The organism is Algimonas ampicilliniresistens (genome assembly GCF_030159955.1).
GTDB classification, from domain to species: Bacteria; Pseudomonadota; Alphaproteobacteria; order Caulobacterales; family Maricaulaceae; genus Litorimonas; species Litorimonas ampicilliniresistens.
On record NZ_BSNK01000002.1, the window covers coordinates 205,463 to 232,152 of the forward strand.

Below are 26,690 nucleotides of genomic sequence, written 5' to 3' on the forward strand. Positions count from 1 at the left end.
TGATGCCCCTGTCCGCGATGGCTCAAGACCCTGTCTATAGTTTGACCGAACTCGAAGAGATGCTGCGTCTGCATCCTAGCCTGGAAGCCTATGGTCTGCGGGCGGATGCCCAACGGGAACGGGCCGAGGCCGAGACCGCCCTGCCCGACCCGGAAGTGACGATGGGTCTGAACAATTTCCCGGTCTTCGATCCCTCCTTCACCGAGTATCTGCCGACCAACAAATCGATCGGCGTGCGTCAGCGCTTTCCAAACCTCTCAGGCCGTGAGGCCGCGCGCGATGAAATCCTGGCCAATGCCGGACAGTTGGAGGCGGCTCGCGCGGCCCGCCTCGCCGAACTTCGGGCGGAGATGTTCGGCCAGATGCTCATCCTCGACAAGGTCGCCGACCAGATCATTCTCCTCGACGCCCGAAACGCCAAATATGATGAACTGGACGAGGTCTATCTGGCCGAAGTCGATGCGGGCAGTCCGTCCCTGTTCAGGCTCGCGGAAATCGAAGGAGAACGAGCCGATCTAGAGCGGACCCGTGTCGGGCTGGTGTCAGAACGTAGCAGCGCGGAGGCGCGTCTTCGCGACCTTCTGGGCACTGTCCCGGATGGCATAGACATTACGCCGGAGCTTGTCGTGTGGAGCGGTCAGGCCAATGCGTTTCATACCGTGCGGATCGCGCAGGAAAGCGTCGAGGTCGCCGATGCGCGCATCGACCGCGCGGAGGCCGCGTTCAAGCCAGATTGGGGCGCACAGGCCACTTATCAGCAACGCGAAAACGGGACGAACTTCGATGGTGATGATTGGGTCAGCTTCGGAGTCACGCTCAGCGTTCCGCTCTGGTCGGGCCGAAAGCAGGAACCGAGGCTGCGCGCGGCAAAAACCGATCGCTCGGCGGCTCTTACAGATGTCCATGCCGCTGCCCGGTCCGCTTTGTCGCAATATGAGGCGCTGGATGCGCAGCGCAAGGCCGCACAAGAATCGATCCTTGTCCTCGGAGACAGAAAACGCGCCATTGCACAGGTCATGGAAGACCGCTTGGTCGTCTATGAATCGGGCGCTGGAGGCTATGCCCCCATCATTGATGGCGAGATCGCTCTTCTCACTCTGGACTATCAGGTCCGAGCCGAACAGGCGCGGGCCGACATCGCGACCGTTCGCATGAACGGGCTACTCGTCATCCCCCTTGATCAAACTGGAGCCCAGCCATGAGCCCGCGACAATTCCTGCCTTGGCTCGCCTTGGGCCTGGTCGCCTGTGGTAATCCCGGCGTTGGTGACAGACCCACTACTGTCGAGACCGTATCCGCTAACGCGAGCTCCGAAGAGCCTCGCCTTTACACCTGCCCCATGCATCCGCACTATATCAGCGAAGACCCAGACGGCACCTGTCCGATCTGCGGCATGGACCTGGTTCCGGCGGAAACCCAATTGGCATCGCTGGGCGATGGCAGCGTTGCCGTCTCACCCGAAATGATCCAGTCGCTGGGCATCCGCACGGCGCCCGCGACCCAGACCGATTTTTCCCGAACCCTGCGAGCCTATGGAACCGTCGAAGCCGACGAAAGCCTGCAGACGTCAGAAGCGTCACGCTTGGAAGGCTGGATTTCCGATCTGCGCGTACGCGCCGTCGGCGATCCGGTCCGAAAAGGCCAGTTCCTCTACCGCATCTACAGCCCCGAACTTGTCGGTGCGCAGAAGGATCTGCTCAACTCCCTGCGCATCGGCAATCCGCGCCGAATTGAGGCCGTGCGCCAGCGTCTCCGCTCTCTGGGCATGCAACCCGGCACGATCGACCGGGTCGTGGAGTCCGGCGAGACGATTGAACGTGTGCCGATCTACGCCGAAAGCGCGGGCATCGTGTCAGGGATCATGGTCTCCAACGGGGCCTATGTGAAACCTGGAGCGCCCATTCTGGACCTGCAGGATTTCGGTTCCGTTTGGGTGATCGCCCGTCTGCCGGAAGGCGATCTGCCACTTGTCCGGCCCGGCCTTCCGGTCCGATTGAGCTTCCCCAGCGCCCCGGACGCCAACGGAGAAGGCGAAGTTAACTATATCTATCCGACGATCGACCCGGTCACGCGCACGGCGCAGCTCCGCGTCAGTCTGACGAACAGCACCGGTTCTTTGCGACCCGGTGCTTATGCCGATATCGACTTCGAGGTGGAACGAGACATCAAGCTGTCTGTTCCCGCTCCATCCATTCTTCGTGATGGGAACGTATCCTACGTGGTTGTCAGCCTCGGCGAGGGCCGGTTTGCGGCTCGCCCTGTTATGACGGGTGAAACGAACGCTGGCCGGACGGCGATCCTCTCCGGGCTGCAGGACGGGGATAGCGTCGTTATCAACGGACAGTTCCTGCTCGGCAGCGAAGCCAACCTCCGCGAAGGGTTCGCCCGGCTCGGACCCGCCCTTGGTCCGGATACACCCCTGTCCGATTTACCCATCGACGCGGACACGCTGGCTCAGATTGATCATTTTGTGGACCAGGCGCTCTATTTTCACGAGGCCTTGACCGACGGGTACAGGATTGATCCCTATTTCGTGGATCCAGCTCTATCGGTCGTCGAGCCTCTTCGCGCCAGGTTCGGGTCGACGGGCCTCGGCACGGTTTTGACGGACGTAGACGCCGCCCTGCGAGCTGCGAAAGCCGCCCCGGACGCTAACGCGCTTCGCGTGGCGCTGGCCGCCCTGATGGAAGGATTGAAGCCTTGGCTCCTAGACGGCGCGTCGGCGAGCTACGATAATCGCGGGCTGGTCCTGTTTTCCGATGACGCAACAGGGCAACTCTGGCTTCAGCAGTCGGCTACGCCCGCCAATCCCTACGGCGGTGGGGCTGTCACGATCATTCCCTGGCCGGAGCCAATGTCGATGGCGCCTGAGCCAGCCTCTCGGCGCGAACCAGCCGATCCGCATTCGGGGCATCGCCACTAATGTCCGACGTCCAAAACCTTGCCGGACATGATCCGTCAAAAAGCGCCGTTGCGCGCCTGATCGGCTGGTCGGTCGCAAACCCGCTGATTGTTCTGGTTCTCAGCCTCGCCCTCGGCGTCGCGGGCTGGATGGCCGCGCTCGATACACCGCTAGACGCCGTGCCGGACCTGACCGACACGCAGGTCATCATCCGGACGGACTTTCCCGGCCAAAGCCCGCAAGTGGTCGAAGACCTCGTCACCTATCCCCTCTCCTCCGCCTTGCTTGGACTGCCGGGAACCGAGGATGTCCGCGCCAGTTCCATGTTCGGAACAAGCTTCGTCACCATTGTCTTTCAGGATGATGTCGATCTCTATTGGGCGCGCTCACGCGTGCTGGAAGCCCTGTCACGTCTCGGCGGCAGTCTTCCCGAAGGGGCTGTGCCGGAAATCGGGCCCGACGCGACCGGTGTGGGCTGGGTCTATCAATATGCCCTCGTGGACCGAACCGGAACGACGGATCTTGCCGATCTCCGGGCGTTGCAGGACTTCTTCGTCAGCTTGGAACTTTCCAGCGTCGAAGGCGTGGCCGAGGTGGCCAGCGTCGGCGGGTTCCAGCGCGAATATCAGGTTCTGGTGGATCCGAACCGATTGCGGGCGTTGGGCGTGAGCCTCGACAAAGTCGCCGACACGATCCGAATGGCGTCCCTGGAAGTGGGCGGACGCGTCATCGAAAGCGGGGAGACCGAATATGTCTTGAAGACGGATGGTTATGTAACGAATGTAGATCAACTGGCCGATACCGTTGTCTTTGCCGGCGGCGGCGCACCGGTCCGTTTGCGCGATCTTGGCCGTGTCATCGAAGGTCCGGCGCTTCGACGCGGGGTTGTCGAGCTGAACGGCGAAGGCGAAACCGTCGCGGGTATCGTCGTCATGCGCGACGGCGAGAACGCGCTGGAGGTCATCGAGCGGATAAAGGACCGTCTTGAAGAAGTCAGCCGCGGACTGCCGGACGGCGTCGAGATCGTGACCGTCTATGACCGCGCTCCTCTGATCGAAGGCTCTGTCGATTATCTGCGCCACAAGCTCATCGAGGAAGCGATCGCCGTGGCCCTCGTCATCCTCCTCTTCCTGCTTCACATCCGCGCCTCGCTTGTCGCGTTGATCACTTTGCCCCTCGGCGTCTTGGGGGCGTTCGTCATCATGAACGCACAAGGCGTCACCGCGAACATCATGTCGCTGGGCGGGATCGCCATTGCCATCGGGGCCATGGTGGATGCCTCCATTGTCTTGGTCGAGAACGCTGCCCGAAAACTGTCAGAACATCCCGGCAAACCGAAAGGGGCGCAGCGTCGAGAGGTTCTGCTGGCGGCCGCGCAGGAAGTAGGCCCCGGAATCTTCTTTTCGCTGCTGATCATCACAGTCAGCTTCCTGCCCGTCTTCGCCCTGACCGGGGAGAGCTACCGCCTCTTCAGTCCCCTCGCCTTCACCAAGACCTATGCCATGGCCTTCGCAGCCGCCCTGTCTGTGACTCTGGTCCCGGTTCTCATGCTACTGCTCATGCGCGGGCGCTTCATCCAAGAACGCAAGCACCCGTTGATGCGCGTGCTGATCTGGCTCTACACGCCTGCCTTGCGCGGCGCTCTGAGATTGAGGTGGTTCGTCGTCCTGATTGCCCTGTTGACAACGGCCAGTCTGGTCATCCCGCTGCGCAAGCTCGGCACGGAATTCATGCCGGCGCTCTATGAAGGCGAACTCCTCTATATGCCGACAACCCTGCCCGGCGTGTCCGAAACTAAAATGCGGGAATTGCTGGGACAGACCAACCGCATGATCGCCACGGTCCCGGAGGTGGAGCGCGTGTTCGGCAAGGCAGGCCGCGCCGATACGGCGACCGACCCGGCCCCGCTGTCCATGATCGAGACTTGGATCCAGCTCAAGCCGAAGAACGAATGGCGGCCCGGCATAGATGCCGAGGGCATCATCGCCGAACTGGACAGCCGCCTGCAGATCCCGGGCTTGGTCAATAGCTGGGGCTATCCCATCAAGATCCGCATGGATATGGTCAGCACGGGTGTCCGGACCCCGATCGGAGTCAAGATCACAGGGGATGAGCTGTCCACGCTCGAAAGGCTTTCCCGCGAGGCTGAGACAATTATCGCCGACATTCCAGGAACACGCTCGGCCTTTGCAGACCGTGTGCTGGGCGGAAAGTATCTCGAAATCATCCCCAACCGGGAAGCCTTGGCCCGCCGGGGCATTTCCATGGCGGCCTTCCAGTCGGTCGTACGCACAGCTCTGGGGGGGCAGGTCCTGAGCCAAAGCGTTCAGGGACGGGAACGCTACGACATTCTGCTCCGCTACGCGCCGGAATACCGAAACAGCCCCGATGCTATAGGCATGGCGCTTGTTCCCGCGCCAAGTGGTGCTGTTGTAACACTCTCTGATGTGGCCACCATTCGTTTCGCCGAAGGCCCGCCGATGATCCGGTCGGAGAATGCGCGACTGACAGGATGGGTCTTCGTGGACTTCGAAAACCGCGATCTGGGCGGATATGTCCAAGACCTGAGACAAACTCTGGCACGCGATCTTGCGCTTCCACCCGGATATGCCGTGGCGATTTCCGGTCAGTTTGAACAGTTGGAGGAAGCTAGGGACCGGCTGAGCCTGGCGATACCCGCTGCCATCGCCCTCGTCTTCCTATTGCTGATGCTCCATTTCGGACGGCTCGACCGGACCCTCATTGTCATGCTGTCCGTACCCTTCGGATTGATCGGCGGTCTGTGGGCGGTCTGGCTCGCAGGATACAACCTGTCCGTCGCCGTGGCTGTTGGTTTTATCGCGCTCGGCGGTATTGCCGTGGAGACGGCCGTCATCATGCTGCTCTACATCGACAGCGAGGTCCGCACGCGGATGCCCGAAGACCGGGATGCCTTACGCGAAGCCGTTATCATTGGCGCGGTTCAGCGCCTTCGCCCAAAACTGATGACCGTCATTACCATCTTCGCCGGCCTCGCGCCGGTCTTCCTGACGGACGGGCTCGGCGCAGACGTCATGCGCCGCATCGCCCTGCCCATGGTCGGTGGCATGGCCTCCACCCTGATACTTGTTCTTTTTGTCGTACCGGCCGTCTACCTGATCTGGGTCGGCCGAACACTTCCCCAACGTCACAGCATCAAAGGAGACACTTCGTGACTTACAAACTACTGACCCTCCCAGGGGCTCTGCTATTGGTATCCTGTGGAGCAAGCGATGCTCCGTCGACCCTACAAGAGCCAAGCTCTGAAACGCATGTGCAGATGGATCATGAGGGCATAGTGGGTGCAATGCCTGTCGAGACACCGTCGAACCCAGAAGAGCCTGTTGGCGACTCGGGCACGACGACAGGTATTATTCGGTCGATCAGCGAGAACGGCGATTTCCTAACGATAGACCATGCTGAGATTGAAGGTGTCGGCATGGGTGCAATGACGATGGGCTTTGAAGCCTTATCGAATGTGGACTTATCAGGTTTCGGTGTTGAGGATCGCGTCGCTTTTTCTATCAAGCGAGGGCGGGACGGCTCTTACCGCATCACCGCAATCTGCGAGACTTCAGGAACCGACGAAAGCTGTCTCGTTCAGTAAGATCAAGCCTGTCTGTGAAACGAATGCTTGCTGGACAGGCTTAGTTTTATCCAATCACTTTGAATGGAATTGAATTTGGACAGTTGGGACTCTGGGCGGGTTTCGAGACAGTTCACCAAACAATAATTCGATGTCCCAAACCGCTGCTGCGCCACAGGACCACTGTGCCACTTCAAGAGCTTATCGCGTGCTACAAAACCTGTTTGACCAACATCTATTGTATTGATAAATATGGGATTATGAAGAAGGCATCGTGCCTCTTCTGGCACCAATTCGCAGTCAAAAACCCAATGATGGATGTGTTTTGAGGGGTGTTTGCTCAACGATGCCCGAAAACGGCATCCACCTTCACACTCTTAGCGTCTGCTGGCTCTGCCATTATGTCTCTTACAACCCATGCGGATGGGCCTGATAACTTTAAATGAAGGCTCCGTCGTCCACAATGAAGGTCGGGCCGTCCAGAGCGTCGCCGAAGTCAGAGTTCATCGGGTCGACCATATTAGTGGGGTCAGTTTGATGCCACGGGCTAACATAATCAGCGGAGAGAGATTGGAATTCATTGAGATCATACAGGCTCTGATCAGCTTGAATAAGTGAGAGATCATTGAACATGTCATCCTCGCGGCTCGAAGCTTGGCTAAGATCACCATCACGACCAACACTCAGCGACGCAAAGACATCACCCCAAGACTGTTGATCACCAGATAACAAGCTGCCATCGACTACGAAATCAGCGCCTAACGCATCCAACAAATTGTCTGCGCGCGTCTCCAAGAGAGAGTCCCAAGCCTCGTCCTGAACCAGTTCACGGTCCATGACCTGAAAGAGGTCAGCTGACGCGATATGTATCGGCCCGTCTTGGAACCATAGAGCGTCCGCGGGCCGTTCGGCGATAACGGTATCATCGTCGACTTTTTCTGCCACAGGGGGCGGCATCAAGGTCACGGTAACGCCGTCCTGAACCCGAACCGTCGCATTGCCGTCTGAGAAGCTATTGTAGGTTATTCCGCCCTCGACCACCTGAACCCCAGCCGTGAAATTACTCCCGGTCAGATCAACCGTGTCACCCGCATTGCCGATCACGTCGAGGGTCGCCCTACCGCCAGATCGCTCTTCGGTCAGGTCGAACACAGCGAGCGCGTCCAGCGTCAACGTATTGTTGCCAGAGCCAGTAATATCGAACACTTCGATCGAACCGAGCGAGGCGTTGCCTGGTCCGGTTGCGTCGAGATTGAGCCCCGCGCCGTCCAGCACCAGCGTGTCCACGCCCGTCCCGCCACGGATGTCGGCAAAGTCGAGGTTCGTGACCGTGATGCGATCATTGCCCGCCCCGCCGCGCACGACATCGCCTGTGGCAATTCCAGCAAAAGTATCGTTCCCGGCATTGCCGGTGAAATTGTCGGCTGCGCCTGTGCCGGCAGACGTGACTACGACTGTGCTCTCCGTCCCTGTCGTTCCGCCAAAGATGACGTAGCTTATGCCAGCGCGGAGGCCGCCATCATCAGAATACGGCGCACCGACAATCAGATCATCAAACCCATCACTATTCACGTCACCCGCAGAAAAGACAGAATGGCCAGCCCAATCATCCGCTGAATCGCCCTGAATGATAAAGCCTTGCGACTCGGTTAGACCCGTTAGATCGATGACCTGACGCCCAGACCCATCCGCCGTACCAAAACCGCCCGCACCGCCAAACACAACATAGGCCTCGCCAGCAAAATCCCCTCCATCATCTCCCCAACGAGCGCCAATAATCAGATCATCAAACCCGTCGCCATTCACGTCACCCGCAGAACTGACGGAAAAACCAGTCCGATCACCTATTGTGTCACCTTGGATGATAAAGCCCTGTAAGACTGTTAGGCTCGTTAGATCGATGACCTGACGCCCAGACCCATCCGCCGCACCAAAACCGCCTGCGCCGCCAAACACAACATAGGCCTCGCCGGCATTCTCGCCACCATCGTCGCCGCCCGGAGCGCCGACAACCAAATCGTCAAAACCATCACCATTCACGTCACCTGCTGAACTAACTGAGGCGCCCGCATTATCAAGGTTCACATCACCTTGGATGATAAAGCCCTGTGAGACTGTTAGGCTGGTTAGATCGATGACCTGACGCCCAGACCCATCCGCCGTACCAAAACCGCCTGCGCCGCCAAACACAACATAGGCCTCGCCGGCAAAAAAGCCTCCATCGCTGCCCTCACGAACGCCGACAATGAGATCATCAAACCCGTCGCCATTCAAATCCCCCGCAGAGCTAACGGAATTGCCTGCTCTATCAAACGTCAAGTCGCCCTGAATGATGAAGCCCTGTGAAGCTGTAAGGCTGGTTAGATCGATGACCTCACGCCCAGATCCATCCGCCGTCCCAAAACCGCCCGCGCCACCAAATACAACATAGGCCTCGCCAGCAAAATCCCCTCCATCGCCTCCAAAAGGAGCACTAACAATCAGATCATCAAACCCGTCGCCATTCACGTCACCCGCAGAACTGACGGAAAAACCAGTCCGATCATTCGCTGAATCGCCCTGAATGATAAAGCCTTGCGACTCGGTTAGACCCGTTAGATCAATGACCTGACGCCCAGACCCATCCGCCGTACCAAAACCGCCCGCGCCGCCAAATACAACATAGGCTTCGCCCGCACGGTTACCGCCACCATTGCCCGTAGATGCACCCGCAATCAAATAATCGCCAGTGGGTGCACCCACGATCAAATCATCAAATCCATCGCCATTCACATCCCCCGCGGAACTGACGGAACTGCCTGCTTGATCAAACGTCGAATCGCCCTGAATAACAAAACCTTGGGACGATGTGAGGTTGGTCAGATCGATGACCTGACGCCCAGATCCATCCGTCGTACCAAAACCACCTGCGCCGCCAAACACAACATAGGCCTCGCCGGCATTCTCGCCACCATCGTCGCCGCCAGTAGCGCCGACAATCAAATCATCAAAACCATCACCATTCACATCCCCTGCTGAACTGACTGAGGCACCCGAGAAATCAAGGCTCCCATCACCTTGGATAATGAAACCCTGCACTGCGTTGAGGGTTGTGAGGTCTGTGACCCGGGCCGGTTCCACGACATTCGTCACTGTGATTGCCACGGCTTGATTGGTTTGTGCCACGCCGTCATCCGCAGTCACGACGATATCATAGACATTGTCGTTTCCACTATCGCCAGGGACCTCAAAATCAGGGGCGACTTTGAACGTCACGACCCCGGAGTTCACGTCGATATTAAATAGCGTCGCATCCACACCGGATAGACTGAAGGAAATTTGATTGCCGTCGGCATCCGTCACACTTGAGGTATAGGCGGACGTCTGATTCTCAGTCACCGCGACCGTCGCACCCGACAGGAACGTCGGCGCACTATCATTCTCGTTTATCACCGAAATCGAGACAGACTGGTCCGTCTGGTTTGCCCCATCATTGGCCGTAACCACGATGTCATAAACATTGTTGCCGCCCGCATCACTGGGCGTCTCGAAATCAGGTGCCGTTTTGAAGGTCACGACGCCGGAGTTCACGTCAATGTTGAACAGAGCCGCATCTGTACCGGATAGACTGTAAGTTCGAGCCCCGCCGTCCGCATCCGTGGTGATCGCTGTATAGGCCGCTGTCTGGTTTTCAAGCACAGACGCAGTTGTGCCGGATGTAAAGGCCGGAGCCTCGTCGTTCAGGTCCGTCACCGTGATCGCGACCGCTTGATCAGTCTGATTCACCCCATCATTGGCCGTAACCACGATGTCATAAACATTGTTGCCGCCCGTATCGCCGGGCGTCTCAAAATCAGGCGCCTCCTTGAACGTCACGACGCCGGAGTTCACGTCTATATTGAACAGCGCCGCATCTGTGCCGGAGAGGCTGTAGGTTCGAGCCTCACCATCAACATCCGTGGTGATCGCCGTATAGGCCGCCCCAGTGCCGTTTTCAGCGAAGGATGCTGATGCCCCAGATGTAAAAATCGGCGCATTCACATTCTCTTCGACATCCGTAACCGTAATCGCAACAGTTTGATTGGTCTGCGCCGCGCCGTCATCTGCGGTCACGACGATGTCATAAACATTGTCCCCGTCCGCATCACCGGGGGCCTCAAAGTCGGGCGCGACCTTGAACGTGACGACCCCGTTCGCGTCGATGTTAAACAGCGCGAAATCCGCGCCTGAGAGGCTGTAGTAGATCTGATTGCCGTCTGCGTCCGTCGCGCTCGCTGTATAAGCGGACGTTTGGTTCTCTGCCACAGACGCAGTCGCGCCCGAGCTAAACACGGGCGCATTATCATTCCCACCAACGACTGAGATGACGACTGATTGATCGGCCGTATTGATGCCGTCGCTGGCCGTGACGATCACGTCATAGATATTATTCCCGCCATCATCCGCTGGGACCTCAAAATCAGGCGCGGCCTTAAACGTCACAGCCCCCGTCGCTGCATCAATGTTGAACAGCGCTGCATCGACCCCTGATAGCGCGTAAGTGAGCGTGTCGCCTTCAACGTCTGTAGCTTGCGCCGTGAAGGCGGCTGTCTGGCCTTCGGTCAAAACCGCCGACGCGGCAGACGTAAAGACCGGGGCAATATCATTCACATTCGTGACGGTGATGGCCACAGACTGGTTGGTCGAATTGATGCCGTCGCTCGCCGTGACGATCACGTCATAGGCGTTGTTCCCATCGACATCACCCGGCGCTTCGAAGTCAGGGGCCGTTTTGAAAGTGACAACACCGGTCGCCGCGTCGATATTGAATAGGGCTGCGTCCGCGCCCGACAAACTATAGGTGAGCGTAACGCCTTCAGCGTCCGTTGCGCTCGCCGTAAAGGCAGAGTTTTGGTTCTCTGCCACAGACGCTGTTGCACTCGACGTGAAGACAGGCGCTTCGTTGCGATAGATAAAGTCACTGACTGACAAATCGGCCGCGGTGATGTTGGACAAAACGAAGAACCCGCCTTCGCCATTGGAAATAATCACCTGGCTATTGCCGTTGGCATCCACATTATCTTGAGCGCTCGCAATCAGAGCATTGAAGTCCGTAACTGATGCGGACAGTTCGATCTTATCGATGCCAAGTTGGAAATCCAAAATACGGTCAATGCCCGTTCCGGCCTGATAGAACACATCCGCGCCCGTGCCGCCCAGCACGATGTTATCGCCATTCCCGCCCGTGATCCGGTCATTTCCGGCTAGGCCGTTGACCACATCATTGCCGTCGCCTCCGTCGAGCGTATCATTACCGGACACATCGGCGATCACGTCATCGCCGGCGCCTCCGCGCAGCGTATCATTACCCGCACCGCCAAAGATGGTGTCGCTGCCGTCGCCCCCATCAACAAAGTCATCGCCGCCAAACGCATAAATGACGTCATTATCGGCCCCGCCATAAATAGCGTCATTCCCGTCTTCCGTGATCAGCACATCAATGCCTGCGCCGCCGATCAGCGTATTATTGCCAGAGCCTCCAAAAATTGTGTCATTGCCAGAGCCACCGTCAATCGCATCATCGCCCGCTTCGCCGTAGATCACATCGTCGCCCGCGCCCGCGAGGACCGTGTCGTTGCCGTCACCCATGATGAGCACATCAACTCCGGCCCCGCCGTCGGCCTGATCGTTCCCAGCGCCGCCAAAAATAGTGTCGCTACCATCACCGCCATAGATGATGTCATCGCCGTCTTGGCCGTATGCCGTGTCATTGCCGTCGCCGAGGGTCATCGTGTCATTGCCCGCCCCACCGACGAGAACGTCAGCATCAGCGCCGCCATCGAGAATATCATCGCCGTCACCGCCGAACAGACGGTCAATGCCGCCTTCGCCGTAAAGTTGGTCATCCCCATCTTGGCCGTAAATAATATCGTCGCCGTCACCGCCAAAGACGATGTCGTCACCGCCCCGCATAACGAGGCCGTCATTGCCGCCCAGACCATAGATGATGTCAGCGCCCTCAGAGAAGCCTGAGGAGTCGGCCCCCTGCGTCAGGTTCGTGCCAGCCAGCCCCGTCGGCGGCGTCGGTTGGGGTGGCAGTGTTATCGTGGGCGGCGTCGGCAGGCCCGTAGCCGATGAAAGCAGTGGAAGCTGGTTCCCAAGGGGTTCAATATCTAACAATTTCAAATCTGGGGAGACCGACTCGACCCGTTGGTGTTTCTCCAATACCGATCGATCAAAGAATTCGGAATTGTCGAAAATCATTGCGGATCCAGCCCCTAAACTCCCCGCGTTTTGCACGGAAGGGGGAGCCTTTTTACACCTTATGAGTGTATACCCATATCAACATCGTCTTCCAGCACAACGATTCTTCGAATAAATTCAGAGGCCCCACCCTAGCCCATTCGAAACGTCAAATGCCCGACTCTGGGTTCGCCGATCTGCCTAGCAGCAGATCTTGGACGGCAGATTTCACGACGCCCGCAACATCTGCGAAACTGCGCGCCAAGAGAGCACAAAGACTATCCATAGGATTTGAAACATCGTAGTGCCGCGTCTCACGGCCTGTTACTCTGAGTTGGCCATACAGATCGGCGCCGTCGATCATGCCCCGGCCGATCAGGATGTTCCTCTTGGCCCATCTGACAGACTGTCCCCATGTCCAATATATCTCACGTGCATCCTGCGCTCGCCTCTGCTTTGCAAAAAAAGGGGTACGCAACGCTTACTCAGGTTCAGGACGCTGTTCTGGATCCAAAACTGCAAGATCAAGATTTGCTTGTCTCGGCCCAGACGGGGTCAGGAAAAACTGTTGCGTTTGGTCTGACCATGGCCTCGACTTTGCTCGGCGACGCGGAAAGCTTTCTGCGTGCCGACGCGCCGCTGGCCCTCTGTATTGCCCCAACTCGCGAACTCGCGATGCAAGTTAAACGTGAGCTGGATTGGCTCTACAAAGACGCTGGAGCCAAGACAGTTTCCTGTGTCGGGGGCATGGATGCGCGTACAGAACGTGCAGCCCTACAACGCGGCGCGCATATCGTCGTCGGCACCCCCGGTCGTTTGTGTGATCATATCAATCGCGGTGCATTGGATCTGTCTGAGCTGAAAGCTGTTGCCTTGGACGAAGCGGATGAGATGCTAAAAATGGGATTCCGAGAGGAACTGGAAATCATCTTGAACGCCTCACCGGCGGAACGCCGAACGCTTATGTTCTCAGCTACAGTCCCAAAGACAATTTTGGGCATGACAAAGAAATATCAACGTGATGCCGTGCGGGTAAATACGGCCGCCGAAGCTAAGCAACATTTGGATATCGATTACAAAGCGATGAGCGTCGCCAATGTGGACCGCGAAAATGCGATCATCAATGTCTTGCGTTATTACGATGCCAAAAATGCGATCGTTTTTGGCGACACACGAATTGCGGTAAATCGTATGACTCAGCGTTTCAACAATCGTGGTTTCTCTGTTGTAACTTTATCCGGCGAGCTGTCGCAAGCGGAACGTAGCAACGCCATACAAGCGCTTCGAGATGGTCGCGCACAAGTCTGTGTCGCCACCGATGTCGCAGCACGAGGTCTCGATCTTCCGGATTTGGAACTCGTCATTCATGCGGATGTGCCGCGCAATCGCGAAGCTCTTTTGCACCGGAGTGGCCGAACAGGTCGGGCGGGTCGCAAGGGCGTATCTGCGCTCATCGTCGCGCCAAGTCGCCGTCGAAATGCGGAGCGCCTGCTTCAAGACGCGGGTATCACAGCGGAATGGTGTGAAGCGCCAAGCGCGGATGCCATTATCGCCAAGGATAATGAACGACTTCTCGACAATATGGCGCTCGACACGGAGATCACGGATGAAGAGCGGACTTTGGTGGCCCGTTTGCTCAAAGCGCATTCGCCGGAACATATTGCGACAGCCTTTATCCGTCAGTACCGGATGGGACAGTCCGCACCCGAAGATCTACTGCCTGCAAATCATAAGCCTAGTAAATCCGGTCCTGATGCACGGTCATCCGGGCCCAGAGAAGATTTCGATGATGGCGTCTGGTTCTCCCTGAATGTCGGCCGCAAGCAAAACGCTGAACCCAAATGGATTCTGCCAATGCTCCTCAAATCGGGCGGTTTGAAAAAAGGAGAAATCGGCGCGATCAAGATCACAGACAGGGAGACCTTTATAGAGCTGGCGCCAAAAGGTGTTGAGCGCTTTTTAGAGACCATTGGTCCCAATATGAAAATCGAGGCGGCCATCACCGTGTCGCGTGTCGAGGGCAAACCGAACCTGTCACGACCGACGGAAAACCGCGCCCCTCGTGACCGAAATACGAAAGGTGGGCGAAGCGGCAAAGCACCTTATGGCGACTCCCGAAAACCACGTGGCAACAAAAACAACGCTAGTCAGGACGAAAAAACCTCACGCGAAAAAACCACGCCAAAGACCATGTCAAATCATGATGAGGGCACATTCAAACGCAAATCCCGCAAAACCGTGAGCGGCGATACGCCGGGATCAGGGAAACCGAAAAAACCACACAAGAAAAAACTCGCCCGTGCCGCCGCTCTGAAAGCAAAAGGCGGCGTCAAAAAGGGTGAACGGAAAAACACACGACGAAAGAAGACATAGTTGCCGAGGACGGGATAACCGTCCTGAAACGCCTTGCTGATCATAAAGTTGAAGCGCTCGCTGATTCATCGCTCCAGAAAGGTCCGCCGGAGTGGTTTCGTCTGCATGTCGTCTAATCGACTTCCTGATGAAACAGAATGACGAAATCGCGGTGCAATTGACACTTAGTTAATTTGGGTTAACATTCAGCTTATCTGACGCATAATAATACGCGCAGATAACAAAGAAGGGGAAGATTTTGTCTATAGCAAAAATTGTTTGGCTCGTGAGCGCACTGGCTGCCGTGGCTCTGAGTTTTGTGGATACCGGATATGATCCGGCTATTTTAGCGGTTCTGGGACTGGCGAGCGGTTGGTTCTTGGATTTGGAACATCGACGTGGCGTCATTATTGCGGCGATTTTCTTAATGGCAGGTGGTGCAGCGTCCTTGAACGGCATTCCGGGCATTGGTGAGTATCTTGGTGCTATTCTCGTCGGCCTTGGCGCTGTGTTTAGTGGCGCGTCCGTGATGGCAATTGTTCGCACATTGGTCGAACGTATTGTCCCAGGCGGAAAATAATCGCTGTTACTAAAGCGAACAATGGCGCTTTAATGGGCTGAAATCTTTTCTGAGACACGCCCATTGAAGAAATGATTTTAGGCATTGTTAGAGAGAGTCGGTCTGCCGACTCTCTCACATGCTCCTTTTTAATACCCGTCAGCTCGGACAGACCTGCCATTATCTCTGTCATGCGATATCACCGAAACTGACATCTATCCCTCCCCATCTGCACTGTTATGAATGGGGTGATGGGAATCGACTTCATTCACACCGCTGACTGGCAGTTAGGCAAACCGTTTGCCCGGTTTGACGAGACTTTGTCCGGTCGCTTGCGCGCGGAACGGCAGGACGTCATTGGGCGGATTGCTGACGCGGCGAAGGCCCGTCACTGTAGCCATGTGTTGGTCGCGGGCGATGTGTGGGACAGTACATTACCGGGCCAAGATGTGCTGACTCAACCGCTCGATATTATGGCGGAACACCCTGAGATCATCTGGTGGCTCTTGCCCGGCAATCACGACCGAGATGATACGGATGGTCTGTGGGACCGGGTTCAGGCGCGGGGGCTGGCTAACATCCGGGTCTTACGCGAAGCCGAACCTGTGGAAATGACTGACGGTGTGTGGCTCCTACCCGCGCCGTGGCAGCGCCTGCACCACGGCGAGGATCTCACCCATTGGATGGACGGCGCCGAAACCCCGGACGGAGCTATTCGGATCGGGTTGGCCCATGGCGGCATCAAGACATTTGGTAGCAAGGATCAAGGGCGGGATGGCGGTGAAACCGGAGAGGTTATTCCCCCCAACCGCGCTACGACCGCGCGGCTCGATTATCTCGCGCTCGGCGATTGGCATGCCCGCGTGGCGATTAATAGCCGAACCCATTATTCCGGGACGCCAGAACCAGATCGCCATAAGGTTGGTGATCGCGGGCAAGTGCTACACGTTCAAATCGATGCACCCGGCGCTGAGCCCAAGGTCACGGATATTGCGACCGCGCGCTATGACTGGCCGGTGATCGAAGCGCCGTTACACGTCGATGGGGTGGATGCGGTGATCCAGCAGATCGAACAGGCAATCACAACCGGCCCTGCGGAACGCCATACGCTCGTCCAAATTAGTCTCTCAGGCGAAACGGCTGTTTCAGAATGGGCCGCCGTTGAGCGTTACCTCGACACCTTAAAAGGCCGCTGCGCACATCTGTCTGTTCGCGGACAATCGTCAGTGACGCTGAAAATTGTCGCTGAGGATATGGATGCGCTGGATGCCCAAGGTTCCGTGCGCGCGGCCGCCGAAGCACTACAGGCGCGACGCGAAGATCATGCATTGAGTCAGCTGGACCGAGACATCGCATCTGATGCGCTCCGCCTGCTCTTCTCCTTCGCCGCGACGGAAGACGTGTCGTGAGGATTGACGGATTTCGCTTCCGCCATGTTGGCCCTTTCGGCGCGGACGGCGTCGCCGTGGACGGGTTGGTGTCTGGTTTGAACGTGGTCGCCGAGCATAATGAACGTGGCAAATCGAGCCTGTTGAGGGCGTTGCAACTCTTCCTACTCCAAGGCCACACGACTTGGGGTAAACGCGGCAACGCCATAAAACGCGACGATGGATCGGCGACGGGGGAGATTGACTTCACCCATCAGGGCGTCGCCTACCGCCTGATCAAAACCTATCAACGCGGCAAGGATGCGCAGCTAATCGACCGGTCCACCGGAGCTACTCTTGCCAAAAAAGGCGAAGCCGACGAGCGCATGGCTGCCATTATGGGCACGGCCGACAAAGCCCGCGGCCCGTCCGGTCTGTTATGGGTTGAGCAAGGCCTATCGATGGACGCGGTGCAAGATGATGGGTTGGTGGCGTCCAAGCTGGAGACCGAACTCTCTACCTTGGTCGGTGGGGACCGGGCGCGTGATTATCTGGCCCGCACCGAAGCGGCGTTGGGCGAATTGCTGACTGCAACAGGACGCCCCCGGGTCGGCGGCCCCCTCAAGCTAGCCGAGGATGCATTGGAACAGGTCGAATCCCAGCTCGCCGATGCGCATCGACTCCGTGAGCAGACCCGCCAGATTGGGCTCGACCTCATGCGGGTTCGGGCCGCGCTAAGCCGGCTACAGGGTGAGGATGATGATACAGAGACAGACGCCCGGATCGCACAGGTTCGCACGGAACTAGATAGCGCCAAAGCCGCGCGCGCCTCTCTGGAAACCGCGCAAGCTTTGGCACAAAGGCTGACAGCTGAAACTGAACAAGCGGAACGCCGCCTTGCAGATCATCTAGCCACGATCGCCCGCTACGACCGTGCAAAGCAGGGAGTTACCACCGAGCGCAAGGCCGTGACCAACCTCATGCAAAGGCGCGACGCCATTAAAACGTCCTTGGCAGATATTGACGCCCAGCTTTCCGCACTTCGACACAGTCAGTCGCAGCTCGCAGCCGCGCAATCCGCCCGCGCCAATGTCGAGCGTGTGCAGGACCGTCAAGCGGCCCTGCAACAGGTCGAATCCCGGCTGGAGGCGCTGGATACGCTCTTGGCTGATCGAGAGAAACAGGTGGAAGCGCGCAACGCTCTGCCAGAGATCGACCGTGCTACGCTTGATCAACTTGCCGCGCTGGAACAGGATGCCGCGCGATTAGAGCATCGGCTCGGAGATGTTGATGTTCAATTACGACTGACTTTGGAGGCGGGCGCCACAGCCAGCCTTGATGGGAGAACCATTGGCAGCGGAACGGTTCGCCTTGACGCCACATCGGAATTGATCTTGCCCGGGGTCGGACGCATCGCGCTGGACGCGCCCGAAGCGGACACTCTGAAGCGCGACCGTGACGGTTTGATAGTTCAAGCGGAAGACCTGCGCGCCCGTCTGGGCGTAACCGACTATGCAGATGCGGCAACCGCCCTGCGCGCCCGTGCCGATATCGACGCCACGCTCCGCATGACGGACAAAGAACGAGACCGAATTGCACCGGATGGTCGCGACACGCTAATAGACCGTAAAGCCGCTTTACTGCGCGAAATCGAAACCTTGACCGATCTCATTGCCGCCGCACCTGAGTTGGAGGTGCACGTTGACGCCCAAACGATCGACGCGGAGATTGCCACGCGATCAGGGGCGCGGGCTGCGCTACAGGACGAACAGGTCGAGCTATCGGGCAAGTTGGAAGCTGCAAAAACGCGATTAGACGCACATCAATTGGCTTTGACGGAATTGCCAGAAAGTGCCGCGCCAAAGCAGCGCACTGACACTCAGGCAGAACTTGCCGCCGCCGCCGCGACCACCCGGCAGCGCGCGGAAACCGCCCTCTCAGAGCTAGAGACTTTACGCGCGCAAGCGCCAACGGATCCGGATCTTCTGCAAGCCAGCCTAAACCGGCTGACACAGGTTCGGGAAAACCGCGCCAAACAACTTACCGACCTCAAACAGAAGGATGTGGAGCTGTCCGCCCGGCGGAGCGGCGTGCTGGATCGAAGCGATCCGGACTTGGAGGTCAAAGCTCTAGACGGCCAAGCCGAAACCTTACGGGAGACGGTCGAGCAACATCGCCGGCACGCCCAAGCGCTCACGCTTTTGCGCGACACGCTGGGCGCGTCGCAGCGCCAGTTGCAGGACCAGTATACGGAGCCAGTTCGCCGCGAACTCGCCCCCTTACTGGCACGCGTGATCGACGGGGCGGATCTCTCGCTCAATGAAACGTTAGGGGCTCAAGGCCTGCTACGCGAGGGGCGGGATGATGATCTCGCGCTTTTGTCAGGCGGCACGCGCGAGCAAATTGCGATTCTCACACGTCTGGCCTTTGCGCGCCTGCTTGCCAGAGGCGGGCAGGCCTGTCCGGTCATTCTGGATGATGCGCTCGTCTATGCGGATGATGACCGCCGGGCGCGGATGTTCGACGTGCTCAACTATGTCAGTGTTGGTGAGGACGCGCTGCAATTGCTCTATCTATCCTGCCACGAACGCGCCGCGCGGGAGCTTGGCGGTCACCGCCTAACGCTTACATCATGGCTTAAAGACTAGGGCATCATGGCCTCAATATCAGGGCTTCCACAGCCACGCCGATCTGGTGCAGCGCTTTATTCAATTCGCGAACAGGCATGGACAGGACCGGCATGCAGGTCTTGTTGACATCAACAATATAGATACGCCCATCTCCGGCATGATCCCGCAGCACGTCGATCGATCCAAAGTCGAGCCCGATCATTTCGCAAAACTGAGCAATATTTGCGCGCTCATGATCTGAGAGGACGGAGGCCGCCTCGCGCAACGTGGTTTCAAGATAGGTCGGCGCGAACCGATCTCGCGTGGCTTTTTCTTTGCGGAAGACCACCACAATTTCGCCGTCGACACAGACGCAGCGGAGATCTTCGGTCACGCCGTCCCGAACCGTACTGTCGGCAAGCGTCTGATACACACAATCAGCGCGGGGAGAGGCTATAGGTCCCGTCACGATCCGTCCGTCATGAACGCCATTAGTGTCTGATTTTTCGACCATCAGCCCGATATGGACCAGCGGGTCAAGCGTCAGCGGATAGTCAAATATAGCTTCGAACAGCCGTCCGACTTGAGTTTTGGAAACATCGGTCGCGCGCGCATTGATAAGTCGGGCGGTCGTTATTGGCAGGGTGATATTAGACTGCGTGCGGTCGTCGAAAATCATGATCGCATCCGCTTTGCCCAAATCCGACGTCCGGCGAATACCGGTTCGCATCAAAGCGAGCGGCAATGTGTACCAAGGGCCAGCCGGTTGCGGAAAATAGGCGATGGTTCCCGTGTCAGATGGGCGGCTCATCCATCCCGTGAGCTGAAGCCAAGGCACAGTCCAAGCCCCCCGCATCAGGCTGCGGTCCCACGTAATGCGCGGCCCCACCGCTCGGAAATAGTCCAACCAACCCATCATTAGGCGACTTTAGCGTCGTTGCCGATCACGGTCGAGTAACGTCTATTCGACTGGATAACCGCGCCAAGATTTGACCGTCTTCATGACTAGACTGGACTGAATCCGAATCACATGCGGCAGGCCAGAAATCACCCGGCGATGGATCCGCTCATAATCATCCGTATCCTGCGCAGAGACTTTCAGCACATAGTCCGCCGTGCCCGTCGTGAGATAACATTCGAGCACTTCGGGCCGCGCAGCAGCGGCGCGCTCAAATGCACCGAGCACGGTTTCGCTTTGTCCTTCCAGCGTCACTTCAACAAAGAACGTCATGACGTAACCGAGTTTTTCAGCGTTGAGCCGCGCGCCATAGCCCTCAATGACGCCTCTATCTTCTAGCAGCCGAATACGACGGTGACAGGCTGAGGCGGACAGCCCCACCTTCTCACCAATGGTTGCAGCGGACCGACGGCTATCGAATTGAAGCTCATGAAGGATCTTCCGGTCTGTCTTCTCGAGCATTGATTTTATCCTGATTTTTTGCAGTTCTATGGGATGATTACGCGCCAATATGCCAATTGACCATCATAAAAGCGGGTTTTTCGTCTGGAATGCCGCTATTTAGCCGCACAATTATTGCCTATTAGGAGAGCGCCATGCGCATCGGTGTCCCCAAGGAAATCAAGAATCACGAATATCGCGTTGGACTGACGCCAGAATCCGTCGCAGAGCTAGTTGCCGATGGCCATGAGCTATGGGTCGAGACGCAGGCCGGGTCCGGAATTGGCACGGACGATGCCGATTATGAAGCGGCAGGTGCCACGATTAAACCAGACGCCGCGAGCGTGTTTGCAGGCTGCGATATGATCGTAAAGGTCAAGGAGCCTCAGGCCGTTGAGCGCGCCATGCTGCGCCCCGGCCAAATCCTTTACACTTACCTCCACCTCGCGCCCGATCCGGATCAGACAAACGAACTGATCGAGTCAGGGGCGGTCTGCATCGCTTACGAGACTGTGACATCCGATAGCGGCGGTCTGCCGCTGCTCAAACCGATGAGCCAAGTCGCTGGCCGGCTATCCATCCAAGCAGGTGCCAATGCACTGCAAAAGGAAAATGGTGGTCGCGGCGTTCTACTTGGCGGCGTACCCGGGGTGAATTCCGGCAAAGTGCTGATCATTGGTGGCGGCGATGTTGGATATAATGCCGCGCTAATGGCCGTCGGCATGCAAGCCGATGTGACTATTTTGGAACGGTCCAATGAAGTGATGGCAAAGCTGTCCTATGAATTTGGCGTACGCGCCAATGTCGAACGCTCAACGCCTGCCGTGCTGCAGCAGCGCCTGACCGAAGCCGATTTGGTGATTGGTGCCGTCCTGATCCCCGGCGCGGCGGCTCCAAAAGTCGTCACCCGCGAGATGCTCAGCACGATGAAGGAAGGCGCGGTTCTTGTTGATGTCGCCATCGACCAAGGTGGTTGTTTCGAAACCTCCAAAGCGACAACCCATGCCGACCCGATCTACATTGTCGACGGCATTGTGCATTACTGCGTCGCCAACATGCCGGGCGCGGTCGCCCGGACGTCGACCTATGCGTTGAACGCGGCCACGGTGCACCATGCCAAACGGATCGCGCGCATGGGTTGGAAAGACGCCATGCGCGAAGACCCACATCTGCTTAACGGCCTGAATGTCTGCGAAGGTAAGCTGACCATCGAAGCTGTGGCCGAAGCGCAGGGTCTGGATTGGGTCGAAGCGTCCAGCGTTCTTTAACCACCCCTCACCCTTGCTCCCGCGCCAGTGATTGTTCACAGGCGCGGCATGGTCACGCTGACCCTTTCCTGCGCCGTCTCTTCGGATGGCTATCTCGACGACCGGTCGGATGTGCGCGCGATCCTGTCGTCGCCTGAAGATCTGGACGCTGTGCTCGCCTTGCGAGCGCAGTCGGACATGATCGTGATCGGGGCAGAGACATTGCGCCGGGACAATCCGTCTTTGGCGACGCGGGGCGAGGCCCACATAGCATCGCGCAAAGCTGCAGGTCTGGCGCCTGATCCCATTAAGGTGGTGGTCACTCGATCTGGCAAAATTCCTCACGATCGCGCCTTCTTTGAAACGGGCCGAGGCGAGAAGGTTATCCTGAGCCAATCACCAGTCGCGAGTTCCGCCACCGTCAAACTTTTTTCCGAAGATCCCATCGACGCGATTCTCAATCTGGCTGAGGCACGCGGACTGTCGAATGTCCTGATCGAAGGCGGGGCACAAATTCTGACCCTGGCCTTACCTCGCGCCCATTGGTTGCGCCTCGCGATCAGTCCAAAGGCATTGGGTAATCAAGGTCACGCGCGCCTGTTTGACGATCAGGACGCGTTCATCGCGCCGCTATCCGTCATGCATAAGGAAAAGCTCGGCGACACGACCGTCTTACATATCGACCTTCTCCGCAGCCGCGCCCAACTGATCATGGCCGAGGCATTCCATCTGTCCGAACAATGCCCGCCGAGTGGAACCGCTTTTGCTGTCGGCTGTGTTGGATGCACTGCCGATCTCTCAATTCTCGGGACAGGATATAGCCGCGAAACCGGATCGAATGATCATGCCGAGGAAGCCCTCCTCGCCAAGCTTGGCGACGCCCCGCATACGGTCATTTGCACGCTGGAGCCGTGTCTCACCCGCGCATCTAAGCCGAAAGGCTGCGCTCAGAGACTGGTTGATGCGGGCGTCAAGCGCGTCATCTACGCCGTCGCCGAAGATAGGACGTTCACAGAACAAACGGGCTTGGCCTATCTGCGAAAGCACGGCGTCGAGGTGCTAGAGCTGGGGGGTTACGAAGATAGGTTTCGCGCGGTGAACCCGCTGATATACAACGCAGTATGAAACCACTCATCGTCATCCCGGCACGCTATGCTTCAACCCGTTTTCCCGGCAAGCCGCTCGCGGAGATTGGCGGCATCGCCATGTTGGAACGCACCGCGATGGTCGCACACAAGGTCGGAGACTTTGTGGTCGCGACGGATGATGACCGGATCGAAGATTTTTGCCGCGAACGCGATCTCCCCGTCGTCATGACCGACCCGGACCTGCTCAGCGGATCAGACCGCGCCAAAGTCGCCGCCGACCTGTTTGATCCCAGCGCGGACCTCATCGTCAATCTACAGGGCGACGCGCCGTTCACTCCGCCCGCTTATGTCCAAGCGTGTCTCGACGCGCTCACGGCTGATCCAAGTGCAGACATTTCGACACCGGTCGTGGCCTTGTCTTGGGACGCGCTGGATGAGTTGCGCGATGCGAAAAAAGCCACGCCCTTTTCAGGCACCTGTGCCATTGTCGGCGACGACGGACGCGCACGCTGGTTTTCGAAAAATATTATTCCAGCGATTCGAAAGGAATCGTCCATGCGGGAGGAAAACGAAACGTCGCCTGTACTGCAACATGTCGGCCTTTATGCCTATCGACGCGCGGCGCTGGCGCGATATGTGACCTTACCGCCGTCACCCTATGAGCAACTTGAAGGACTGGAACAGCTCCGTGCGCTGGAGAACGGGCTGACCATCGCCTGCGCGAGGGTCGACAGCCATCCGATGAGCCAAGCCGGGATTGATACGCCCGAAGACTTAGCCCGGGCCGAAGCGAGATTGGCGAGCTTATCGTGAGGCGCGTTTATATTGTCCGGCATGGCAACACGTTCGATCCCGGCGAAACGGTTCGCCGCGTGGGACGCGGAACAGATTTACCCTTGTCATCATCCGGTCGGCAGCAAGCTGCTGCCTTGGGCGCGCATTTCGCTGACACAAAATTCGACGCCGTCATCAGCTCTCCACTGAAACGAACCCACGAAACCGCATACGCGATCGCACGCAATATCCGCTTCGACGATCGACTGCTCGAAATTGATTATGGCCCGGATGAAGGCAAACCCGAATCTGATGTCGTCGCCCGCATTGGGGCTGACGCCATCAACTTGTGGGATACAGACGCTATTCCGCCGCAAGATTGGCGCGTTGATCCCGCCACGATTCGCGCGGATTGGGCTGATCTATTGGCCAAGAGTGTCGGGACGACATTGATCGTGACCAGCAACGGCATTGCCCGCTTCGTTCTTGATGTCTGTCGCCATGACGGCGCTGAGCGGAAACTCAAGACCGGGGCCTATGGTTTGGTCGAAAAGCAGGAAGATGGTTGGGTCGTCACGCAATGGAACGTTAGACCGTAAACACGCTTAAGCCACGCCCTCTTTCAGGAAGTCATGCACGTGCAAGAGCCCGACGGGCGCGCCGTCTTTCACGACGAAGAGCACTTGAATCCGTTTGCGGTTCAACAGACCGAGCGCATCGGAGGCCAGCGTATCAGGTGTTACAGTGATAGGGTGACGCGTCATCACATCTGCCGCCTTCATGGCAAGCAAATCCCGACCGATATGACGACGCAAGTCACCATCCGTAATCACGCCGACCAATTGCCCGCCATTGATAATTCCTGCCGTTCCGGCACCACCTTGGGTGATGAACGCAACCACTTCGGCCACCGTCGTGTCCAGAGTGGCCAACGGCATGGCCCCCGTTCGCATCACATCAGACACACGGCTGAAGGCTGCGCCGAGCTTACCGCCCGGATGGTAGGTCTTGAAATCATCGGGCCCAAAGCCGCGATCTCGCAGCAGCGCGACGGCCAACGCATCCCCCAGCGCCATCATCATTACAGTCGATGTGGTGGGCGCACGCGTCACCGTGCAAGCCTCATCCGCCTTTGGTAGCAACAGAAGATGATCGGCAGCCTGACCCAGAGAGCTTTCCGCAACAGAGGTGATGCCGACAAGCGGGATTGAGAAACGCGCACAATAATTGACCAGATCGGCCAGTTCGCGGGTTTCTCCGGAATTGGACAAAGCGAGCACCAGATCATCCGTCCCGATCATACCCAGATCGCCGTGGCTGGCCTCCGCCGGATGAACGAAGCTGGCCGGGGTCCCTGTGCTAGCTAGAGTCGCGGCGATCTTTCGCCCGACATGGCCGGATTTCCCCATGCCCGATACAATGACCCGACCCGGTGCAGAGCGGATGGCCGTAATCGTATCTTTTAAGGTTTGGCCCAGCGCCGTTCCTTCGACCAAAGCTTTGGCGAGAACATCGAGCCCGTCGCGTTCGACCTCAATGGTCCGCTTGGCAATCTGTAGCGGGTCACTGATCGCTGAATTCACACTGGCCGAAGAGTCTGTCATGTTTCGTGTCTTGCTGTCATAGGGGGACCGACCTAGCCCGCCCCCCAAAGCGGGTAAAGCCATCACGGGTACACCATGACCACCTTTCATAAAGTCACAGTTCCAGCCCCATCCGGGGATGTGACATTCGCCAACGACCTACCGTTCGCGCTGTTTGCCGGGCCTTGCGCCATGGAAAGTCGCGACCATGCGCTATTCATGGCCGAGCGGATCAAGGCGATCACCGACAAGCTCGGCATCCAATTCATCTACAAAACCAGTTTCGACAAGGCCAACCGGACCAGCGCCAGTTCCGCGCGCGGTGTCGGACTTGAGGACGCTTTGCCCGTATTCGAAGCGGTTAAAGACGCGTTCGGCGTTCCCGTTCTGACCGATATCCATCTGCCAGAACAATGCGCCATGGTCGGAGAAGTTGTCGACGTTTTGCAAATCCCGGCTTTTCTTTCCCGTCAGACCGACCTGCTGGTTGCCGCCGCCAAAACAGGCCGTGTTATTAAGATCAAAAAGGGCCAGTTTCTCGCCCCTTGGGATATGAAAAACGTCGCCCAAAAGGTCATCGATGCGGGCAATTCCAACATCCTTCTGACCGAGCGGGGGGCGAGCTTCGGCTATAACACGCTGGTATCCGATTTCCGCGGTCTTCCGACTATGGCGCGCGATACAGGGCTGCCGATCATTTTCGATGCGACTCATTCCGTGCAACAACCGGGCGGTCAGGGCGAGACATCAGGCGGTCAGCGCGAAATGGTGCCGACCCTGTCCCGTGCTGCCATTGCTGTGGGTGTTGCGGGTATTTTCGCCGAAACGCATAATGATCCCGCTAGTGCACCGTCCGACGGGCCGAACATGATCCCGCTCGATCTACTCGAAACTTACTTACGCGAATTGCAGGACATTGACCGCATCGCCAAGGGCCGAAAAAACCTGCACTTCTTCAGCGAATAGACGCGGGACCAAGTCTGATAGGACGCCCCCTTTGAGCGG

General features: G+C 57.9%; 17 protein-coding genes. 13 read left to right on the top strand and 4 right to left on the bottom strand.

Going from position 1 to position 26,690, the window contains the following annotated elements; translation table 11 throughout:
* Positions 1–17: 17 nt before the first annotated feature.
* From QQL54_RS08985 to QQL54_RS09000, 4 genes are read left to right on the top strand one after another with little or no spacing between them, the layout of a single operon-like run.
* Complete coding sequence (locus tag QQL54_RS08985; protein WP_284389796.1) at positions 18–1,202, top strand: TolC family protein; 1,185 nt, start codon at positions 18–20, stop codon at positions 1,200–1,202.
* Positions 1,199–2,923, top strand: coding sequence for an efflux RND transporter periplasmic adaptor subunit (locus QQL54_RS08990; protein WP_284389798.1), 1,725 nt, complete (start codon positions 1,199–1,201; stop codon positions 2,921–2,923). Before QQL54_RS08985 ends, QQL54_RS08990 begins: the two co-directional genes overlap by 4 nt.
* Entirely contained in the window at positions 2,923–6,096 is a 3,174-nt protein-coding gene (locus tag QQL54_RS08995) for an efflux RND transporter permease subunit (RefSeq protein ID WP_284389800.1), read from the top strand. Before QQL54_RS08990 ends, QQL54_RS08995 begins: the two co-directional genes overlap by 1 nt.
* Positions 6,093–6,527, top strand: a complete 435-nt coding sequence (locus tag QQL54_RS09000) for a copper-binding protein (protein WP_284389804.1) — start codon at positions 6,093–6,095, stop codon at positions 6,525–6,527. The genes QQL54_RS08995 and QQL54_RS09000 overlap by 4 nt, the downstream gene beginning before the upstream one ends.
* Before the next feature lie 417 nt (positions 6,528–6,944).
* Here the strand turns inward: QQL54_RS09000 and QQL54_RS09005 are convergent, their stop codons facing one another.
* Positions 6,945–12,728, bottom strand: a complete 5,784-nt coding sequence (locus tag QQL54_RS09005) for a beta strand repeat-containing protein (protein WP_284389807.1) — start codon at positions 12,726–12,728, stop codon at positions 6,945–6,947.
* A gap of 393 nt (positions 12,729–13,121) precedes the next feature.
* Here QQL54_RS09005 and QQL54_RS09010 point away from each other — a divergent pair, with 393 nt between their 5' ends.
* The 4 genes from QQL54_RS09010 (at position 13,122) to QQL54_RS09025 (ending at position 19,633) form a co-directional block, all read left to right on the top strand.
* Positions 13,122–15,080 (top strand): DEAD/DEAH box helicase, encoded by a 1,959-nt coding sequence (locus tag QQL54_RS09010; protein WP_284389809.1) that lies wholly within the window; start codon positions 13,122–13,124, stop codon positions 15,078–15,080.
* A gap of 238 nt (positions 15,081–15,318) precedes the next feature.
* Positions 15,319–15,639, top strand: coding sequence for a hypothetical protein (locus tag QQL54_RS09015; RefSeq protein ID WP_284389811.1), 321 nt, complete (start codon positions 15,319–15,321; stop codon positions 15,637–15,639).
* Between the two features lie 230 nt (positions 15,640–15,869).
* On the top strand, positions 15,870–17,027 hold the full coding sequence (locus QQL54_RS09020; RefSeq protein WP_284389813.1) for a metallophosphoesterase family protein: 1,158 nt from the start codon (positions 15,870–15,872) through the stop codon (positions 17,025–17,027).
* A complete protein-coding gene (locus tag QQL54_RS09025) occupies positions 17,024–19,633 on the top strand; it encodes an ATP-binding protein (protein WP_284389815.1) in 2,610 nt (869 codons plus the stop codon). The genes QQL54_RS09020 and QQL54_RS09025 overlap by 4 nt, the downstream gene beginning before the upstream one ends.
* Before the next feature lie 4 nt (positions 19,634–19,637).
* On the opposite strand, the gene QQL54_RS09030 is transcribed toward QQL54_RS09025, so the two are convergent.
* Entirely contained in the window at positions 19,638–20,513 is an 876-nt protein-coding gene (locus QQL54_RS09030) for an ATP-grasp domain-containing protein (RefSeq protein ID WP_284389817.1), read from the bottom strand.
* A 42-nt stretch (positions 20,514–20,555) separates the two neighbouring features.
* Entirely contained in the window at positions 20,556–21,014 is a 459-nt protein-coding gene (locus QQL54_RS09035; protein ID WP_284389819.1) for an Lrp/AsnC family transcriptional regulator, read from the bottom strand.
* 134 nt (positions 21,015–21,148) lie between these two features.
* On the opposite strand from QQL54_RS09035, the gene ald reads away from it, so the two are divergent.
* The 4 genes from ald to QQL54_RS09055 are packed head-to-tail and all read left to right on the top strand — an operon-like array spanning position 21,149 to position 24,701.
* Positions 21,149–22,261: an alanine dehydrogenase gene (gene ald / locus QQL54_RS09040; RefSeq protein WP_284389821.1), complete on the top strand. Its 1,113-nt coding sequence runs from the start codon at positions 21,149–21,151 to the stop codon at positions 22,259–22,261.
* A gap of 48 nt (positions 22,262–22,309) precedes the next feature.
* Positions 22,310–23,365: a dihydrofolate reductase family protein gene (locus QQL54_RS09045; protein ID WP_284389827.1), complete on the top strand. Its 1,056-nt coding sequence runs from the start codon at positions 22,310–22,312 to the stop codon at positions 23,363–23,365.
* Entirely contained in the window at positions 23,362–24,141 is a 780-nt protein-coding gene (locus QQL54_RS09050) for a 3-deoxy-manno-octulosonate cytidylyltransferase (protein WP_284389829.1), read from the top strand. The genes QQL54_RS09045 and QQL54_RS09050 overlap by 4 nt, the downstream gene beginning before the upstream one ends.
* Positions 24,138–24,701 carry a histidine phosphatase family protein gene (locus QQL54_RS09055; RefSeq protein ID WP_284389831.1) on the top strand — a complete coding sequence of 188 codons (564 nt, stop codon included), beginning with the start codon at positions 24,138–24,140 and terminating at the stop codon, positions 24,699–24,701. Before QQL54_RS09050 ends, QQL54_RS09055 begins: the two co-directional genes overlap by 4 nt.
* A 6-nt stretch (positions 24,702–24,707) precedes the next feature.
* Here QQL54_RS09055 and QQL54_RS09060 read toward each other — a convergent pair whose 3' ends face one another.
* Positions 24,708–25,706, bottom strand: a complete 999-nt coding sequence (locus QQL54_RS09060; protein WP_284389833.1) for a KpsF/GutQ family sugar-phosphate isomerase — start codon at positions 25,704–25,706, stop codon at positions 24,708–24,710.
* A 75-nt stretch (positions 25,707–25,781) separates the two neighbouring features.
* Here QQL54_RS09060 and kdsA point away from each other — a divergent pair, with 75 nt between their 5' ends.
* Positions 25,782–26,651: a 3-deoxy-8-phosphooctulonate synthase gene (gene kdsA, locus QQL54_RS09065; RefSeq protein ID WP_284389835.1), complete on the top strand. Its 870-nt coding sequence runs from the start codon at positions 25,782–25,784 to the stop codon at positions 26,649–26,651.
* Positions 26,652–26,690 lie beyond the last annotated feature (39 nt).

Coding starts and splice junctions, on each gene's coding strand:
- QQL54_RS09045 (WP_284389827.1), top strand. CDS start 22,310: ATGGTCACGCTGACCCTTTCCTGCGCCGTCTCTTCGGATGGCTATCTC.
- ald (WP_284389821.1), top strand. CDS start 21,149: ATGCGCATCGGTGTCCCCAAGGAAATCAAGAATCACGAATATCGCGTT.
- QQL54_RS09005 (WP_284389807.1), bottom strand. CDS start 12,728: ATGATTTTCGACAATTCCGAATTCTTTGATCGATCGGTATTGGAGAAA.
- kdsA (WP_284389835.1), top strand. CDS start 25,782: ATGACCACCTTTCATAAAGTCACAGTTCCAGCCCCATCCGGGGATGTG.
- QQL54_RS08990 (WP_284389798.1), top strand. CDS start 1,199: ATGAGCCCGCGACAATTCCTGCCTTGGCTCGCCTTGGGCCTGGTCGCC.
- QQL54_RS09020 (WP_284389813.1), top strand. CDS start 15,870: ATGGGAATCGACTTCATTCACACCGCTGACTGGCAGTTAGGCAAACCG.
- QQL54_RS09060 (WP_284389833.1), bottom strand. CDS start 25,706: ATGACAGACTCTTCGGCCAGTGTGAATTCAGCGATCAGTGACCCGCTA.
- QQL54_RS08985 (WP_284389796.1), top strand. CDS start 18: ATGGCTCAAGACCCTGTCTATAGTTTGACCGAACTCGAAGAGATGCTG.
- QQL54_RS09050 (WP_284389829.1), top strand. CDS start 23,362: ATGAAACCACTCATCGTCATCCCGGCACGCTATGCTTCAACCCGTTTT.
- QQL54_RS08995 (WP_284389800.1), top strand. CDS start 2,923: ATGTCCGACGTCCAAAACCTTGCCGGACATGATCCGTCAAAAAGCGCC.
- QQL54_RS09030 (WP_284389817.1), bottom strand. CDS start 20,513: ATGATGGGTTGGTTGGACTATTTCCGAGCGGTGGGGCCGCGCATTACG.
- QQL54_RS09010 (WP_284389809.1), top strand. CDS start 13,122: ATGTCCAATATATCTCACGTGCATCCTGCGCTCGCCTCTGCTTTGCAA.
- QQL54_RS09035 (WP_284389819.1), bottom strand. CDS start 21,014: ATGCTCGAGAAGACAGACCGGAAGATCCTTCATGAGCTTCAATTCGAT.